This is a genomic window from Pseudoxanthomonas yeongjuensis (assembly GCF_010093345.1).
Taxonomy (GTDB): domain Bacteria; phylum Pseudomonadota; class Gammaproteobacteria; order Xanthomonadales; family Xanthomonadaceae; genus Pseudoxanthomonas_A; species Pseudoxanthomonas_A yeongjuensis.
Genome location: NZ_PDWT01000001.1, coordinates 1,494,654 through 1,510,929, shown reverse-complemented (window position 1 = coordinate 1,510,929; position 16,276 = coordinate 1,494,654). Strand labels below are relative to the sequence as shown.

General features: G+C 65.7%; 15 protein-coding genes and 1 riboswitch. Of the genes, 7 read left to right on the top strand and 8 right to left on the bottom strand.

Annotated elements, in window-relative coordinates:
• The first annotated feature begins 40 nt into the window (after window positions 1-40).
• Genes mtgA through CSC74_RS06810 form a run of 3 tightly spaced genes read left to right on the top strand, consistent with a single transcriptional unit; the run spans window position 41 to window position 2,188 of the window.
• Window positions 41-769 (top strand): monofunctional biosynthetic peptidoglycan transglycosylase, encoded by a 729-nt coding sequence (gene mtgA, locus CSC74_RS06820; RefSeq protein WP_246193019.1) that lies wholly within the window; start codon window positions 41-43, stop codon window positions 767-769.
• Between the two features lie 2 nt (window positions 770-771).
• Entirely contained in the window at window positions 772-1,800 is a 1,029-nt protein-coding gene (locus tag CSC74_RS06815) for a glycosyltransferase family 2 protein (RefSeq protein WP_162313605.1), read from the top strand.
• Window positions 1,760-2,188, top strand: a complete 429-nt coding sequence (locus CSC74_RS06810; protein WP_162313604.1) for a CBS domain-containing protein — start codon at window positions 1,760-1,762, stop codon at window positions 2,186-2,188. Before CSC74_RS06815 ends, CSC74_RS06810 begins: the two co-directional genes overlap by 41 nt.
• A gap of 2 nt (window positions 2,189-2,190) precedes the next feature.
• Here the strand turns inward: CSC74_RS06810 and CSC74_RS06805 are convergent, their stop codons facing one another.
• The 6 genes from CSC74_RS06805 to CSC74_RS06780 all read right to left on the bottom strand — a co-directional run bounded on the left by CSC74_RS06805 (window position 2,191) and on the right by CSC74_RS06780 (window position 9,604).
• Entirely contained in the window at window positions 2,191-4,140 is a 1,950-nt protein-coding gene (locus tag CSC74_RS06805) for an AsmA family protein (protein ID WP_162313603.1), read from the bottom strand.
• Window positions 4,141-4,208: 68 nt separating this feature from the next.
• Window positions 4,209-4,880: a PAQR family membrane homeostasis protein TrhA gene (gene trhA, locus CSC74_RS06800; RefSeq protein ID WP_162313602.1), complete on the bottom strand. Its 672-nt coding sequence runs from the start codon at window positions 4,878-4,880 to the stop codon at window positions 4,209-4,211.
• 9 nt (window positions 4,881-4,889) lie between these two features.
• Window positions 4,890-5,807, bottom strand: a complete 918-nt coding sequence (locus CSC74_RS06795) for a CPBP family intramembrane glutamic endopeptidase (protein ID WP_162313601.1) — start codon at window positions 5,805-5,807, stop codon at window positions 4,890-4,892.
• Between the two features lie 3 nt (window positions 5,808-5,810).
• The gene (locus CSC74_RS06790; RefSeq protein ID WP_162313752.1) at window positions 5,811-7,415 is read right to left on the bottom strand and encodes a peptide chain release factor 3; all 1,605 of its coding nucleotides are present in this window, start codon (window positions 7,413-7,415) and stop codon (window positions 5,811-5,813) included.
• A gap of 168 nt (window positions 7,416-7,583) precedes the next feature.
• On the bottom strand, window positions 7,584-8,513 hold the full coding sequence (locus tag CSC74_RS06785) for a peptidoglycan DD-metalloendopeptidase family protein (RefSeq protein WP_246192966.1): 930 nt from the start codon (window positions 8,511-8,513) through the stop codon (window positions 7,584-7,586).
• On the bottom strand, window positions 8,513-9,604 hold the full coding sequence (locus CSC74_RS06780; RefSeq protein ID WP_162313600.1) for an NHL repeat-containing protein: 1,092 nt from the start codon (window positions 9,602-9,604) through the stop codon (window positions 8,513-8,515). Before CSC74_RS06780 ends, CSC74_RS06785 begins: the two co-directional genes overlap by 1 nt.
• A gap of 117 nt (window positions 9,605-9,721) precedes the next feature.
• A riboswitch (SAM riboswitch) is annotated at window positions 9,722-9,838 on the top strand.
• 79 nt (window positions 9,839-9,917) lie between these two features.
• On the opposite strand from CSC74_RS06780, the gene metX reads away from it, so the two are divergent.
• The 4 genes from metX (at window position 9,918) to CSC74_RS06760 (ending at window position 13,851) form a co-directional block, all read left to right on the top strand.
• Entirely contained in the window at window positions 9,918-10,985 is a 1,068-nt protein-coding gene (metX, locus tag CSC74_RS06775; RefSeq protein ID WP_162313599.1) for a homoserine O-succinyltransferase MetX, read from the top strand.
• Complete coding sequence (locus CSC74_RS06770) at window positions 10,982-12,226, top strand: O-succinylhomoserine (thiol)-lyase (RefSeq protein WP_162313598.1); 1,245 nt, start codon at window positions 10,982-10,984, stop codon at window positions 12,224-12,226. The genes metX and CSC74_RS06770 overlap by 4 nt, the downstream gene beginning before the upstream one ends.
• Window positions 12,223-13,302 (top strand): homoserine dehydrogenase family protein, encoded by a 1,080-nt coding sequence (locus tag CSC74_RS06765; protein ID WP_162313597.1) that lies wholly within the window; start codon window positions 12,223-12,225, stop codon window positions 13,300-13,302. Before CSC74_RS06770 ends, CSC74_RS06765 begins: the two co-directional genes overlap by 4 nt.
• A gap of 126 nt (window positions 13,303-13,428) precedes the next feature.
• Window positions 13,429-13,851: a helix-turn-helix transcriptional regulator gene (locus tag CSC74_RS06760; RefSeq protein WP_211369558.1), complete on the top strand. Its 423-nt coding sequence runs from the start codon at window positions 13,429-13,431 to the stop codon at window positions 13,849-13,851.
• Between the two features lie 324 nt (window positions 13,852-14,175).
• Here the strand turns inward: CSC74_RS06760 and CSC74_RS06755 are convergent, their stop codons facing one another.
• Together CSC74_RS06755 and CSC74_RS06750 are read right to left on the bottom strand one after the other, a co-directional pair.
• Window positions 14,176-14,847 (bottom strand): alpha/beta fold hydrolase, encoded by a 672-nt coding sequence (locus CSC74_RS06755; RefSeq protein WP_162313596.1) that lies wholly within the window; start codon window positions 14,845-14,847, stop codon window positions 14,176-14,178.
• A gap of 4 nt (window positions 14,848-14,851) precedes the next feature.
• On the bottom strand, window positions 14,852-16,234 hold the full coding sequence (locus CSC74_RS06750; RefSeq protein WP_162313595.1) for an L-serine ammonia-lyase: 1,383 nt from the start codon (window positions 16,232-16,234) through the stop codon (window positions 14,852-14,854).
• Window positions 16,235-16,276 lie beyond the last annotated feature (42 nt).

The window sequence follows — 16,276 nt, the reverse complement described above, 5'->3', positions numbered from 1 at the left end:
AACATTTAGTCTGTTCCAGACCGCCTTCCGGGGGCATGCCATCGATACTGCACAACTTGGCCGGTCACCCAGGAAGCGTCGCTGGTTGCGCTGGTTGCTGGCGTTGCCATTGCTGTTCGCCGCGGCCAGCGTGGTCCAGGTGGCAGTGCTGCGCTTCGTCGATCCGCCGTTCTCGGCCTTCATGGTCGCGCGCCAGTTCGAGGCCTGGGGTTCCGGCGACTGGTCTTTCCGCGTGGCCTACGACTGGCGCGACATGCAAGGCATTTCCGCCAACCTGCCGGTGGCGATGGTGGCTGCCGAGGACCAGAACTTCGCCACCCACAGCGGTTTCGATTTCAAGGCCATCGAAAAGGCGCGCGCCAACAACGCCAAGGGCCGCAAGGTGCGCGGCGCCAGCACGGTCAGCCAGCAGGTGGCCAAGAACCTGTTCCTGTGGCAAGGCCGCAGCTGGGTGCGCAAGGGCATCGAGGCCTGGTACACGCTGCTGATCGAGGCGATGTGGCCGAAGGCGCGGATCCTGGAGGTGTACGCCAACATCGCCGAATTCGGCGATGGCATCTATGGCGCGCAGGCCGCCGCGCGCAGTTACTGGCGCAAGGACGCAAGCCGCCTGTCGCTGGCGGAAAGCGCGCGCCTGGCCGCGGTGCTGCCCGCGCCACGGCATTACAGCGTGGCCCGACCCGGGCCGTTCGTGCAGCGCCGGGCCAACTGGATACAACGCCAGGTCCGCCAGATTGGCGGCCCCGCTTACCTGCAGACGCTGGACTGAGCATGACCGGAATTCCACAACGCCTGACCATAGTCGTAGCCGCGCGCAACGAGTCAGAATCGCTGCCCGCGCTGCATCCGCGCATCGCTGCGGTGCTGAGCCGTCTGGACGCGATCGATGGCCGGATGCTGTATGTCGACGATGGCAGTACCGATGGCACCTGGGAGGTGATGCAGCGCCTGGCGCGCCAGGATCCGCGGGTTTCCCTGCTGCGCCTGTCGCGGAATTTCGGCAAGGAGCTCGCACTGACCGCAGGCCTGGACCAGGTGGAATGCGGCGCGGTGCTGATCCTGGATGCCGATGGCCAGGATCCGCCGGAACTGATCCCGCAATTCGTGGCCAAGTGGCGCGAAGGCTATGACGACGTGCATGGCACGCGCATCCAGCGCGAAGGCGAAAACTGGCTGAAGCGCGTTACCGCGGCCGGGTTCTATCGGGTGATCGGGCGCTTGTCCAAGACTCCCATTCCCGCCGACACCGGCGACTTCCGCCTGCTTTCGCCGCGCGCGCTGCAGGCGCTGGGACAACTGCGCGAACGCCACCGTTTCATGAAGGGCCTGTTCGGCTGGGTCGGCTTCAACCAGGTCGCGATTCCCTATCGGCGCGAAGCGCGCTTGGCCGGCAGCAGCAAGTTCGGGTTGTGGAAATTGTGGAACTTCGCCCTGGAAGGCATCACCAGCTTTTCCACGGCGCCCTTGCGCGTGGCGACCTACCTGGGGTTGGCGGCCGCGGCCTTCGCCTTCGTGTTCGCGATCTGGATCGTGCTCAAGGCCGCGATCTACGGCGACCGCGTTGCGGGCTGGCCGACGATGATGGCGGTCATCCTGTTCCTGGGCGGAATCCAGTTGATCGCGCTTGGCCTGATCGGCGAATACCTCGGTCGTCTGTACGACGAATCCAAGCAGCGCCCGTTGTACCTGGTGGATGTCTGGCAACCCGGCGCCGGAGGAGTATCCTCGGCACAGCAACCCGGTATCGAAGGAGAAAGCGATGCACTCGCTACGCCAGCTGTTGGGAAGCAAGGCCCCTGAAGTCCACGCGGTCGCCCCCGGCGATTCGGTGATCGACGCCATCCGGCTGATGGCGCAGAAGGGAATCGGCGCGGTGCTGGTGATGGATGGCGCTCGCCTGGCCGGCATCGTGTCCGAGCGCGATTACGCGCGCAAGGTGGTGTTGCATGGCCGCTCTTCATCCGACACGGCGGTGCGCGAAATCATGACCGCCGATGTGATCACCGTGGGTCCCAACGAAACCGTCGAGCGCTGCATGCAGATGGTGACCGAGCACCGTATCCGCCACCTGCCGGTGGTCGAGGACGACGAGGTGATCGGGGTGATCTCCATCGGCGACCTGGTCAAGGCGGTGATCGAGGACCAGAAGGTCCAGTTGGATCAGTTGCAAAGGTATATCGCGAGCTAGGGCTATTTCGCGTACTTGCCGCCGCAGCTGCTGTCCTTGCCCGGACCCAGTTCCAGGGTGGCCAGCAGGGCGGCAGGCGGTGCGACGCTTCCCAGCGCGATGGCCACGGCGCCGCGCAGTCCCAAACGCTTGAAATCGGGATGGAACGAAGGGTCCTTGAAGCTGCCGCCCACGACCAGCGGCGATCGCAACGCCAGAATGCTGCGGTCCTTCGGCCGCGGCCTGAGCTCCAGGTCCAATGTTTCGTCCTTCAGGCTGATCCTGCCGTTGCCGACGATGATCGTATCGGCGGTGTCGAACGCCAATGCGCGCGACTGCATCAGTCCGTCGTCCACGGAAAAGTCGCCGAAGGCGCAACGGATCGGCACCTTGCGGTCCTTGGTCACGAGGAATTTCAGGGCTTCGGCGATATCGATGCCAGCCAGCTCCATGAACAGGTTGCTTATCTGCCCGCGACCCATGCCCAGGGCGATATCGCCGTCGGCACTGCCCAGCATCGCGGCGATGGAGTTGCCGGTGCCGGAGAGGGCGATATCGCCACCGACGCGTCCCACTGCGTCCCGGGTCAACTTCACGTCCGGAAAGAGCTTGGAAAGGTCGAGTCGTCGTGCGGAGATCCGGGCGTTCGTACGGATGACTTTCTCGCGTGCATCCATGCGGATGGTGGAGCGGATGTCGCCGCTGGCCACGCCGAAATTCAAGGGCACGAGTTGCAACACGCCTGCATCGAGCTTGAGATGCGCGTCCATGTCGTCGATGGGCAGCCTGGGCGCATTGATGCGATGCGCCTTCCAGCGCACATCGGCGTCCATCGAGCGCAGCTTGGTCAGGTTGTAGGGCGTGTCGGGCAGCAAACGCGGGCTCGCCGCCAGGGCCGCGGCCTGTGCCTTGAGTTCGGGATTGGTCGCCTCGCTGCCACCGGCTTGCGTCGGGGCACCGACGAAACCGGCCAGGTCGTCGAAGTCCAGGCGCTTGGATACAAGGTCGGCCACCAGCAACGGACGTTCGCGCCCCACGGTCACCGCCGCGGAACCGCCCAGGTCGCTGTCGCCGACCACGCCATTGAAATTATCGTAATGCCAGGTCGTGTCCTTGCGGGTCAGGCGGCCATCGAAGCGGTACGGCGGAGTGGCCGGAGTGGCGACGCCGATCAAGGGGAAAAGGTCTTCCAGGTTCTGTCCGGCCAGGGCCAGGCGCAGGTCGAAATCGCGGAACTTGAAAGGATCCGTCAGCGTGCCCCGCGCATGCGCCGTGGTGCGGCCTGCGCTTGCGCGCAGGTCGATGCGATAGGGCTCGGTGCTGTCGCTGAGCGCGAGTGGCGATTCGGCGCGGCCGGAGAGTCGGAAGGCACTTCCCGTCCATCGGCCTTTGCCGCTGATATCGATGGGCGGCGCTTTATCCCTGGCATCGGCCTTTGCGCTATCGACCGAAATGTCGATGTCGGTTTTCTTGGCCGCGTCGAAGAACCGCAGTCGCCCGTCGTCGATCCAGATGCGCTGGAACCGGACCGTGCTTTCGCCCGACCGGTCGCCGAATACCCAGTTGCCCGTGCCTTTGGGGCCGGTTTCCAGAAGCACCTTGGGTGCCGACAAGCGGATCCAGGGAATACGCGCCTGGCGCCTGGAAACCAGCGGCCATAATTCGAAGTCGACCTGCGCGCGATCGGCGCTGGCCATGGTCGGCTCACTGGACCAGGCGGCATTGCCGAATCGCAGCTTGTCCATGCGGACCGAGGCGACTCTTCCCAGGTCCACATCGAGATCGCCGTCGATCTTGAACGTGCGGCCGGTACGCGCCTCGACCACCCGCTCAAGCGGACGCTTGAACCAGTTCCAGTCGAACAGCAGGATCAGCACCACCAATGCGGCGAAGAGCAGGGCGGCGATCTCGACGGTCCTGCGCGAGGGCTTGCGCCGGTAGAAAGGCGTCGGCTTGGCTGCAACTCCGTTCATGCGGCCAATATAGAAAACGGTTGTTCAGATCCCGCGAACGGCCACGGCTGCCGTTCATCTTGCAACGATCAGTGCAGTCTCGGGAGCAGCACCTGCGCGGTCACCGCGATGAAGTGGCAGACGCTGCCGCCGATCACGAACAGATGCCAGATGGCGTGCGAAAAACGGATCGATTCGCGGTGGTAGAAATACGTGCCCAAGGTGTAAAAAAGGCCGCCGGCCAGCAGCCAGCCCAGGGTCCAGGCATCCAGTGAATTCAGCATAGGCTTGATCGCCACCAGCACCAGCCAGCCCATCGCGATGTAGATGGCGGTGGACAGCAGCTTGAAACGGCCGGTGTAGAACAGCTTGAACACCACGCCCGACAGCGCCAGCGTCCAGATCGCGATGAACAGGCCCCAGCCCCACGGACCGCGCAGGCCGATCAGGGTGAACGGCGTGTAGGTGCCGGCGATCAGCACATAGATCGCGCAGTGGTCGAAAACCTTCAGGCGTCCCTTGACGACGGGATGCTGGATCGCGTGATAGAGCGTGGACGCCAAGTACAGCAGCAGCAGGCTGGCACCGAACACGATCGACGCGCCGAGTTGCCAGGCGTCACCGTGGATTGCGGCAAGGGTTATCAGCACCGCACCGCCGGCCAGCGCCGCGACTGCGCCAAGGCCATGGGTCAGCGCACTGGCGATCTCGTCGCGGATGTCGATTTCTTTTTTCACGGGGGGCGTCGAGTCGGCACTCATGGGTACAACCTACCGCAATGCAGCAACTCCTGCATCCGTACGCTGTTCGCGTTTCCAGAACGGCGCCACCATGCTGCGTGCGTGCAATATCCGCTGCAGCAGCCATAAACTGATCACTCCGCAGGTCAGCACGGTCAGCACCGAGGCCTCGGCACCAAAACCGCCGCCATCCAGCCAGTCGGGCCCCTGCAACTGCGACTCGAGCAGTCCATCCACCGGGATGCCCGATACCGGGATGCCGAACACCGCGCCCTGCACGAAGTTCCAGCCCGCATGCAGGCCGATGCACCACCACAGCGAGCGGGTGACGTGGTACAGCAGGCCGAACAGCAAGCCCGCCTCGATCGAGATGGCGATCGAACTCCAGGCAGTGGCGCCGGGATTGGTGATGTGGGCGAAGCCGAAGAACAGCGCCGACACCAGCAATGCGATCCACGTGCCGAGACCTTCCTCGGTGAGCCGGAACAGGATGCCGCGGCTGATGATTTCCTCGGTGATGCCCGGCACTACCGCGGTCAGCAGGAACAGGGTCCACAGCGGCGCATCGCCCCAGCCACTGACGGTGTAGGCATTGGCTGCCCATAGCTCGGCGGTCACCAGCGCGAACAGCAGCAGCGCGGCGAGCAGGCCCCAGAGCAACTGCGGCGATTTCCGCCAGTCCAGTTCGCTCAATGGGCGACGTTCGATCACTTTCGCCAACAGCCAATAGGCGAGCAGGAATGGCAGTACGGTCAAAGTGGTGGACGCCAGGTTGGCGCTCATGGACTTGAGGCTGTTGGCGGGGGTGTCGGCTACCTTCGCCACCCAGCGCGCGATCGCGGTGAACAGCGACAGCATCGACACGAAATAGATCATGCGCAGCAACGGCGAGCGCAACAATCGCAGCAGGACCGGCTTGAATCCGACGGATGCCTCCCCCGCCGTCATGGATCAGTCCAGGCCCACGCTGTGCGCATGTTCGCGCGTGGCCAGGAACTGCACGCCGGGCGCGCGTTCCTGGGCCAGTTGCAGGTTGACCCGGGTCGGCGCGAGGTAGACCAGCGCGCCGGCGGCATCCACGGACAGGTTCATCGCGTTCTTGTCGCGGAACTCCTCCAGCTTCTTCGCATCGTCGCAGCGGATCCAGCGCGCGGTGACCACGCCGATCGGCTCGAAGCTGGCGTCGACGCCGTACTCGTCCTTCAACCGGTACGCGACCACGTCGAACTGCAGTGTGCCGACCGCGCCCAGGATCAGGTCGTTGCTCATCAGCGGACGGAAGAACTGGGTGGCTCCTTCCTCGCTCAACTGGGCCAGGCCCTTCTGCAGCTGCTTGAGCTTGAGCGGATCGCGCAGGCGCGCGCGGCGGAACAGTTCCGGAGCGAAATTGGGAATGCCGGTGAAGCTGATCGCCTCGCCTTCGGTGAAGGTGTCGCCGATGGAAATGGTGCCGTGGTTGTGGATGCCGATCACGTCGCCCGGCCACGCCTCGACCGCGATCTCGCGGTCGCTGGCCATGAAGGTCAAGGCGTTGGCCAGCTTCATTTCCTTGCCGGTACGCACATGGAAACTTTTCATGCCCGCGCTGAAGCGACCCGAGCACACGCGCATGAAGGCCACCCGGTCGCGGTGCATCGGGTCCATGTTGGCCTGGATCTTGAACACGAAGCCGCTCAGCTTGTTCTCCGTGGGACTCACTTCGCGCGTGGTGGTGGCATGCGGTTGCGGCGACGGCGCGTGCTCGACGAAGAAGTCCAGCAGCGGCTGCACGCCGAAGTTGTTGACCGCCGAGCCGAAGAACACCGGGGTCTGCTTGCCGGCGCGATAGGCGCCGAGGTCGAACGCATGCGAGGCGCCCTGGACCAGTTCCAGTTCGTCGCGCAGTCCCGCCAGCAGGTCCTCGCCGAGGCGCTGCACCAGTTGCGGGTCGTCCAGCGAGGCGAAGATGGTGGAGTCCTGGCGGGTGAAGTTGCGGCCCTGTTCGTACAGGTGCACTTCGCCGCTGACCAGGTGCACGACGCCTTTCAGGCGCGAGCCCATGCCGATCGGCCAGGTCACCGGCGCGCACTGGATGCCGAGCACGCTTTCCACTTCGTCCAGCAGGTCGATCGGGTCGCGGCCTTCGCGGTCGAGCTTGTTGATGAAGGTCATGATCGGGGTGTCGCGCAGGCGGCACACTTCCATCAGCTTGATCGTGCGTTCTTCCACGCCCTTGGCCACGTCGATGACCATCAGCGCCGAGTCGACCGCGGTCAGCACCCGGTAGGTGTCTTCGCCGAAATCGGCGTGGCCGGGCGTGTCCAGCAGGTTGACCATGCGGCCTTCGTACGGGAACTGCATCACCGAGGAAGTCACCGAGATGCCGCGCTCCTTCTCCAGCGCCATCCAGTCGGAGGTGGCGTGGCGGGTGGTCTTGCGCGACTTGACCGAACCGGCCATCTGGATCGCGCCGCCGAACAGCAGCAGCTTCTCGGTCAGCGTGGTCTTGCCGGCGTCGGGGTGGGAAATGATGGCGAAGGTGCGGCGGCGCGCGGCTTCGGTGACGACATCTGGGATTGGAGCGGCGGACATGGCGACGACGCCTTGCGGGCGCGGGTCTGGAAAGGAAGGTCGGGGATTATAGCGGCTCCCGGGGAGGCGCCGATTGGTGATTCGCAGTGGGTGGGAGCGCCGCTGCTGCAACCATCAACTCGACAACTTGCGGACCTACCAATTCTTGCTCTTTCACCGGCTGCTCGGAAACCTCAGCTCCCCCAGTGGCCCGAACATGCGGAACGGGATCGATTCCAGGCGCATGCCGCGATTGACCTGGAGCACGAAGTGCAGGTGCGGCGCGGTGCTGAAGCCGGTGTTGCCGGACAGGCCGATGCGCTCGCCCTGGCGCACGCGCTGGCCGGTGCGCACCTGCACGCCTTCCGGCTTCAGGTGCGCGTAGACGGCCATGCTGCCATCGTCGTGCAGGATGCGGATAAAGTTGGCGCGGCCGCCGTACTTCTCGCGGTTGAGCCCGGCCTTGTCGAAATCCGATTCCACCTGCATCACCACGCCCTCGCGTACCGCGACTATCGACGTGCCTTCGGCCAGGGCGAAATCGACCGCGTAGCGGTTCTGCGGGTCGTTGTGGCTGAAACTGCCGCCGGGTCCCTGGTCGACGCGCACGCGCGCATAGTCGAACGGCAGGCGGTATTCGTAGGCGGTCGGCTGTGCGGCCGGATCGCCCGGCAGTCCGTCGAGCAAGAGTTCGAAATCGCCGCCACGGATCGGATCGGTCATGCTGACCGTGGCCACCAGCACGCTGCTGCGTGCAGGAACCGTGGCTTCGGCGGGCAGGGCAGGGCTGCCGTACACATTGCGGTTGCGCTTGAAGCGCAGCATCACCTCGACCGGCCCATGCAGCAGGTTGTCGGCCCAGGCCTGGTAGCGTCCGCCCTTGTTCTCCAGCCGCAGCCGCACCAGCGCGCCGGGCGGGTTGCGGAAGCGGATGACGTTGACGTCGCTGGCCGGGAGCTCGTCCTGCGCCGGCGGCTGATCGCCGTACTGGGTCACGCCGTAGCGATCCTTCCATCGGTACAGGCGCGCGGCGTCGGCGTCGATCGCGCCTGCCAGCATGGCCGCGCCCGCCAGCAAAGCCACGGCGGCCGATCGCGTCTTCATTACATGCAGCGGTCCGACAACCCCAGGGTACGCACGATATCGCGCAGGTCGAAGGCGGCGACCGCCTTGTCGTCATGCAGCGCGTACAGCGCGCCGGCCGGGAAGCGTGGCGTGCCCACGGCGTACAGCACCTGGCCATCGGTATTGGCGACCACCTGGCCGGAGAAGGTCTTGACCGGCTTGAGCGTGGTGCGGTCGAAGAGGCGGAATATGGTCGGTTGCAACTGGTCCACGCCGATCCAGTAGCCTTCTCCGGCATCGCAGGTCCACAAGGCCACGCCCTCGGCATCGGCATCGAACAACGGCAGGCTATGGGCGCGATACAGGCCTTCCAGGTTGTATTCGCGCAAGGTCGAGCCCACGCGCCGGTCTTCGTCGGCGATCAGCAGGCGATCGTTGACCGCGTCGCCGGCGATCGATTCGACCATGCGCAGGGCGCCCGCCTCGGTGGTGTCGCCGAAAGCGCCCAGGTAACGCGAATGCAGCTTGCCGGCATCGTCGACATGCACTTCAAAGCGCTTCACCCGCTGGTCCAGTTCCGCCATCGGCGGCAGTTCCCGGGTCCTGAAATCGGTCATGAAGCTGTCGGTGACGAACATTTCCAGCTCGTCCGGCCCGATCTCGCGCACCCACAGGCCATAAGGAACCTTCAGCATGTCCTCGCCGACCATGCCCAGCGAGGCGAACCCGGGAAGTTGCAGCACCTGCACGCGATGGTTGTCGCGTTCGGCCACGAACAGCAGATCGCCGAACACGGCGATGCCGTTGGGGCGGCCGAATTGCAGCGGACCCTGGCCCGGACCGCCGACGCTGCGCAGGCGCTCGCCGGTCTCGGCGTCGTACACGACCAGGCTATGACTGGACTTGGCGGTGGCGATCAGCCAGGTCTGTCCGTCTTCGGTAGGCCAGACCGCCAGCGAGTCGAGCTCGTCGGCGGGGTTCGCGGTCGAGACCCAGGCCTCCGGGATCACCGCATCGACCGTGGTCGTGGCCTTGGGAGCCTCCGGTGTGGAGTTGTGGGGTGGTGGCAGTGTGGAGCAGGCGGCAAGCAGGGCCAGGGCCAGGCCGGCGATTAGCGTATGGGGTCTCATTTGATAATTATGCGTTAAGGCCAAGGTCGCTTGCGACCCGTGAAGCCCGAGGAATGAATCCATCGCTTTATCCGAATAAGGCGATTGACATCCTGGAAAACCGCTGGCAAGCTCGCTCCACCATCGAGACCGGCAGAGGGACAGGCCCAATGAAGCCGGGGCAGCCAGGTGGCGCGCAAGCGCCGCCCAGGTGCCAAATCCTGCGGGGACCCAGCGTCTGCCGGAAGATGGTTCGTACCGTGCCAGCGCACGGCGAACGCGAGCTCCGCGAAGCTCGATGGTTGTAGTCCAAGTTCCCTTACTGGATACCGCCATGAGCTTCGCCAGCACCGCCCTGCATACCGTCCTTTCCCCGCTTCCGCCGTCGGTGTACGAGCCATCGCCGCACGAGCCGCGTGCCGATGCCGTGCGCGAGCTGCGTGGCGAAATCAGCCTGCGCCTGGAACTGCGCCACGCCGGCATCCGCCAGGTCACCTTGCGCTACGAATTGATCGGCGAAGCAAGCCTGCCGGTCGTACTGGTGGCCGGCGGCATTTCCGCGCATCGGCACGTCGTGGCCAGCGAAACCTTTCCCGAAAACGGCTGGGCCAACGCGCTGGCGCAAAGCGGACGCGCGCTGGATCCCGCAAGCGTCCGCCTGCTCGCCATCGATTACCTCGGCGCGGACGGCAAGCTCGACGTGCCGCTGGAAACCGCCGACCAGGCCGACGCCATCGTCCAGTTGCTGGACACGCTGCATATCAGCAAGCTGCACGCCTTCGTTGGCTATTCCTACGGCGCACTGGTCGGCCTGCAACTGGCTGCGCGCCATCCCGCGCGCCTGCGCAAACTGGTCGCGGTCAGCGGCACCCATCGCGCGCATCCCTATGCCGCTGCCTGGCGCTCGCTGCAGCGCAAGGCCGTGGCCCTGGGCCAGCTGCAATGCGCCGACGCGCAGGGACTTTCGCTGGCGCGGCAGTTCGCCATGCTCAGCTACCGCACGCCGGAGGAATTCGACGAGCGCTTCGACGCCGCCCCCGAAGTCATCAACGGCCGCGTGCGCTGCGCCGCCGAGGACTACCTGGACGCCGCCGGCGCGCAATACGTGGCGCGCACCCCGGTCAATGCCTATTTGCGCCTGTCCGAGTCCATCGACCTGCATCGCCTGGATCCCGTACAGGTCGCCGTACCGACCGTGGTGGTCGCGGTGGAGGGCGATCGCCTGGTGCCGTTGGCCGATTCAGTGGCATTGGTCGAAGGCCTGGGCACGCGCGGACAGTTGCGCGTGCTGCGTTCGCCTTACGGACACGACGCCTTCCTCAAGGAAACCGACCGCATCGACAACATCCTGGTAGCCGCGCTGCGCGATGCCGACCGCAACGAAAATGGAGAAACCGCATGAGCCGCCACAACGAGAACGAAGCTTCCAGCCTTGATCAGGAATGTAGTCCCGCCACGTCCGCAGTGCGTGCCGGCATCGACCGCGACACCGCCTATGGCGCGGTCACGCCACCGATCGTGCTGTCCTCCAACTTCAGCTTCGACGGCTTCGGCAACAAGCGCCAGTACGACTACACCCGTAGCGGCAATCCGACCCGCGACCTGCTGGCCGAGGCGCTGGCGGAACTGGAAGGCGGCCATGGCGCAGTGGTCACGTCCACCGGCATGGCCGCGATCACCCTGGTGTTGAACGCGTTGCTGGAGCCGGGCGACCGTCTGGTCGTTCCGCACGATGCCTACGGCGGCAGCTGGCGCCTGTTCAACGCGCTCGCCAAGAAAGGCCACTTCGAGCTGATCACCGCCGATCTGACCGATCCGCGTTCGCTGGCCGAGGCGCTGGCGCAGTCGCCGAAGCTGGTCCTGATCGAAACCCCTTCCAATCCGCTGCTGCGCATCACCGACCTGCGCTTCGTCATCGAGGCGGCGAAGAAGGTCGGCGCGCTGACCGTGGTCGACAACACTTTCCTGTCGCCGGCGTTGCAGAAGCCGCTCGAGTTCGGCGCCGACCTGGTCCTGCATTCCACCACCAAGTACATCAACGGCCACAGCGACGTGGTCGGCGGCGCTGTGGTCGCACGCGATGCCGCCACCCACGAAAAACTGGTGTGGTGGGCGAACGCGCTGGGCATCACCGGCTCGCCATTCGACAGCTTCCTGACCCTGCGCGGCCTGCGCACCCTGGACGCGCGCCTGCGCGTGCACCAGGAAAACGCAACCGCCATCGCCACCTTGCTGGATGAACATCCGGCGGTGTCGAAAGTGTATTTCCCCGGCCTGGCCTCGCACCCCGGCCATGCCGTGGCCGCGCGCCAGCAGAAAGGCTTCGGCGCGATGCTCAGTGTGGAACTGCATGGGGGCGAGGCGGCGGTGCGTGCCTTCGTCGATGGCCTGCAGTACTTCACCCTGGCCGAATCGCTGGGCGGGGTGGAAAGCCTGATCGCGCATCCGGCCTCGATGACCCATGCAGCGATGACCGCGGAAGCGCGGGCCAAAGCCGGGATCTCCGACGGCCTGTTGCGCCTGTCGGTGGGCATCGAATCGACCGAAGACCTGGTCGCCGACCTGTCCCGGGCGTTGTTGCGCGCGGAGCGCACCGTGGCCCGGGAAGACGCCGAGGACAAACGCGTGCTGGTCGACGCATGAGCAGTGTCGTCCAGCTGGCGACGGCGTATCGATCGGTGCCGGCATCCAGGCTGGCGTTGCTGGGCACCGGCGTGGTCGGCACTGCTTTCGTGGAGCGATACGAGCGCCTGCAGCAGGGAAATCCGGGATTACCCGCATTCGCGTGGCTGGCCAATTCTCGCGTGCTCCACGATTGCGAGGGGACGCCCGAACAAGCACTGGAGAATGCGCGCGCATCGCTTCCGAATACCAGCGACCTGCCGCCCTGGGCCGAGACCGAGGCGTTGCGCCGCGGCGATGTGCTGGTCGATGCGACGGCCAGCGAGATCGTCGCCGATCGCCATGCCGAATGGCTGGCGCGCGGCGTGCACGTGGTCACCGCCAACAAGCTCGGCAGCGGCGGCGCGTCGATCCGGGCCCACGCCATCGCCGACGCGGTACGGACTTCGGGTGCGCGTTACGGCGACAGCGCCACGGTCGGCGCGGGCCTGCCGCTGCTGCGCAGCCTGCGTGCGCTGGTGGCCGGCGGTGATCGAATCCATCGGGTGGAAGGCGTGTTGTCGGGTTCGCTGGCGTGGCTGTTCAACCAGTACGACGGCATGCGCCCGTTCTCGGGTTTCGTGCGCGAGGCGCGTGAAGCCGGCTACACCGAACCCGATCCGCGCCTCGACCTGTCCGGCGAGGACGTGCGCCGCAAGCTGCTGATCCTCGCGCGCGCCGCCGGACTGTCGTTGTCGGCGGAAGAGGTGCGGGTGGAGTCGCTGGTCCCGGTGGAGCTGGCGGCGCTTGCGGTCCATGAACTGGATGGCGCGCTCGAACTACTGGACGCGCCGTTCGCCACGTGCTTCAAGGATGCGTACCGGAAGGGGGAAAAGCTGCGCTTCCTCGGTCGTTTCGATGGAGAAGGCGCCAGTGTCGGCCTGCAGGCCCTGCCGGCCGACCACCCTCTGTGCGGCGGGAGCGGCACCGACAACCGGGTCGCGATCTTCAGCGACCGCTATCGCGAGCAGCCGCTGCTGATCCAGGGACCGGGCGCGGGGGCGGAAGTCACCGCTGCGGCGCTGCTGGATGATGTATTGAGCATCGCCAACGGATAGCCAGCTTCTTTCGCTCCTCCAGGAACGACGGCTACTGTCGTAATCCTGTCGTGTCCGCGTCGTGGTGCCCGTGGGATGCGTGGACCACGCTTGCCGAGGCATTTATCATCCTCGAGGGTCCGGCACATGGCAGTAGAAATGAAAGTGGATACGAAGCTGATCAAGGCGTTGCGCGAAGAGCGCGCCTGGTCGCAGGAACACCTGGCGAGCGTGGCCGGCCTGAGCGCACGGACCGTGCAGCGGTTGGAAGCAGACGGCAACGCGTCGCTGGAATCGAAAATGGCGATCGCGGCGGCCTTCGGCATGGAACCGGCACGGCTGACACCCACGCTGGAGCCAATGCCAGCGATTGGCCCGTCTGCCGAAGCGACACTGAAGCATCCGCAACCGCCCTTGGAAATCGCCCGGATCGCATTGTGGGTCGCCATCCTGCTGATGTTGATGGTGATGGCCGGCTACCGGGTCGGCGCGGACCTGGCGAATCGCGACAACCGGATCGCCGACAAGTGCGCCGCCAGTCCTTCGGCTTGCAAGACGGCAGCCGGTTAACGCTGTCGCGTATCGGCTGGGCGGCCTTTTCAGAAAAGTGGAAAAGCTCGGCCGCCTCGTCCCGCAATAGGCGCAGCACTCGGGGAGATTTCCCGGGTTGTTATGTCGACAGTTTCCCTTCTCCCCTTGTGGGAGAAGAACCTGCCCCCGCGAAGGCGGGGTGCCCGAAGGGCGGAAGAGGGAAGCGCCGGGCGAAACCCGGCGTGTTCTGCAGGAAAAGCCGCCCCTCTCCCTGCTTCGCTGCGCGAAGCTGTCCCTCTCCCGCAGGGGGAGAGGGTGGAGCGGACGTCGCTATGCTCGATCCTGCGGGATCTCGATTCGGATTCAACGCCTGATCGCAGCGGCGCATTCCTCCGGCTTGGCCTGCAGCAGGAAATGCGGGCCTTCGATCTCGATGCACACCGCATGGCGGCTCAGGTCGCGGATGGTCGTCCATGCATCGTGCGGCACCAGGCGATCCCGGCTCGCCTTCAAATACAGCAACGGGCAGGCGATGTCCGCGATCAGTGCGCTGTCATCGACCGTGGCGACCTCCACCAAGCGGTGATGCAGCACTGCGGGTTCGACAGAACGAATCGTGGCCCGCACCCGGCGGGCCCATTCGCGCGACGACCATCGGCCCATCAACAGCGGCATCAACAGTGCGGCAGGCGTCCTGCGGAAAGGCATGCTTCGCAGCAAACCGGTGAATGCCCGCAATCGCGGTCGCGGTGCCTTGGCGAAGGAGGCGCATAGCACTATCGCAAGCAGGCCCTGGGGGTTTCCGGCCGCGAGACGGATCGCGACTGGACCGGAGAAGGATTCGGCAACCAGTACGTAGGGCTGGTCTTGCGGAAGTTGCCCGCGAACCAGCGTGGTGAGCGCGCCGTAGTCCAGGGCGACGTCCTTCGGATAGTCCACGATGGTCGTGGAGAACCCGGGCGCGAGTGCCGCTGCGAATTCGGCGAGCAACTCGCCGGTGCCGTCCATGCCGGGCAGCAGCACGAACCTGGTCACGCCATCAGCACTCGATCACGTTCACCGCCAACCCGCCGCGGCTGGTTTCCTTGTACTTGTCCTGCATGTCGCGGCCGGTGTCGCGCATGGTCTTGATGACCTTGTCCAGCGACACCTTGTGCTTGCCGTCGCCGCGCGCGGCCATGCGCGCGGCGTTGATCGCCTTGACCGCGCCCATCGCATTGCGCTCGATGCAAGGAATCTGCACCAGGCCGCCGATCGGATCGCAGGTCAGGCCCAGGTTGTGCTCCATGCCGATCTCGGCCGCGTTCTCGATCTGGCTCGACGTGCCGCCCAGCGCGGCGACCAGGCCGCCGGCGGCCATCGAGCAGGCCACGCCGACCTCGCCCTGGCAACCGACTTCCGCGCCGCTGATCGAGGTGTTTTCCTTGTACAGGATGCCGATGGCGGCGGCGGTAAGCAGGAAGGTGAAGATGCCTTCCTCGTTCGCGCCGGGGCAGAAACGATCGTAGTAATGCAGCACCGACGGAATGATCCCGGCCGCGCCATTGGTCGGTGCGGTGACCACGCGGCCACCGGCGGCGTTTTCCTCGTTCACCGCCAGCGCGTAAAGGTTCACCCAGTCCAGCGTGGTCAACGGATCGCGCATCGCCGCTTCCGGCTTGCCCGACAGTTCGGCGAACAGGGCGGGCGCGCGGCGGGTGACATGCAGGCCGCCGGGGAGGGTGCCTTCCTGGCGGATGCCGCGGGCCACGCAGCTCTGCATCGCGTTCCAGATTTCGCGCAGGCCGGCGCGGATTTCTTCCTCGCTGCGCCAGACCTTCTCGTTCTCGAACATCATCCGCGCGATGCTCAGCCCGCTGCCCGCCGATTTCGCCAGCAACTCGTCGCCGCTCTTGAACGAATACGGCAACTCGGTGCTGTCGGCGACGATGCGATCCGAGGCCGCATCGTCCTGGTTGACCACGAAACCGCCGCCGACCGAGTAGTAATCGCGCGTGGCGATCACCTCGTCATTGGCATCGAAGGCGGTGAAGCGCATGCCGTTGGTGTGGTACGGCAGCTTCTGGCGCTTGTTCATCACCAGGTCGCGCTTCTCGTCGAAGGCGACTTCATGGCGGCCGGCCAGCAGCAGCTTCTTCTCGCCGCGGATGCGCGCCAACGCGGTCGGGATCACGTCCGGGTCGATCAGGTTGGGCATGTGCCCTTCCAGGCCCATCAGCACCGCCTTGTCGGTGCCGTGGCCGCGCCCGGTCAGGGCCAGCGAGCCGAATACCTCGGCACGGACCCGGGCAACCTCCTGCAGGCGCCCGGGCTCTTCGAGCCAGCGCGCGATGAAACGCGCCGCGGCGCGCATCGGCCCGACGGTGTGGGAGGAGCTCGGCCCGATGCCGATCTTGAAAAGGTCGAAAGTGCTGACTGCCATGCCGCTATTCTATGCCTTCGGCCGCACGGACTGCCTGCGTGC

Coding starts and splice junctions, on each gene's coding strand:
- CSC74_RS06795 (WP_162313601.1), bottom strand. CDS start 5,807: ATGACGGCGGGGGAGGCATCCGTCGGATTCAAGCCGGTCCTGCTGCGA.
- CSC74_RS06810 (WP_162313604.1), top strand. CDS start 1,760: ATGCACTCGCTACGCCAGCTGTTGGGAAGCAAGGCCCCTGAAGTCCAC.
- metX (WP_162313599.1), top strand. CDS start 9,918: ATGAGCTTCGCCAGCACCGCCCTGCATACCGTCCTTTCCCCGCTTCCG.
- CSC74_RS06780 (WP_162313600.1), bottom strand. CDS start 9,604: ATGAGACCCCATACGCTAATCGCCGGCCTGGCCCTGGCCCTGCTTGCC.
- trhA (WP_162313602.1), bottom strand. CDS start 4,880: ATGAGTGCCGACTCGACGCCCCCCGTGAAAAAAGAAATCGACATCCGC.
- CSC74_RS06815 (WP_162313605.1), top strand. CDS start 772: ATGACCGGAATTCCACAACGCCTGACCATAGTCGTAGCCGCGCGCAAC.
- CSC74_RS06770 (WP_162313598.1), top strand. CDS start 10,982: ATGAGCCGCCACAACGAGAACGAAGCTTCCAGCCTTGATCAGGAATGT.
- CSC74_RS06750 (WP_162313595.1), bottom strand. CDS start 16,234: ATGGCAGTCAGCACTTTCGACCTTTTCAAGATCGGCATCGGGCCGAGC.
- CSC74_RS06805 (WP_162313603.1), bottom strand. CDS start 4,140: ATGAACGGAGTTGCAGCCAAGCCGACGCCTTTCTACCGGCGCAAGCCC.
- CSC74_RS06760 (WP_211369558.1), top strand. CDS start 13,429: ATGGCAGTAGAAATGAAAGTGGATACGAAGCTGATCAAGGCGTTGCGC.
- CSC74_RS06785 (WP_246192966.1), bottom strand. CDS start 8,513: ATGAAGACGCGATCGGCCGCCGTGGCTTTGCTGGCGGGCGCGGCCATG.
- CSC74_RS06765 (WP_162313597.1), top strand. CDS start 12,223: ATGAGCAGTGTCGTCCAGCTGGCGACGGCGTATCGATCGGTGCCGGCA.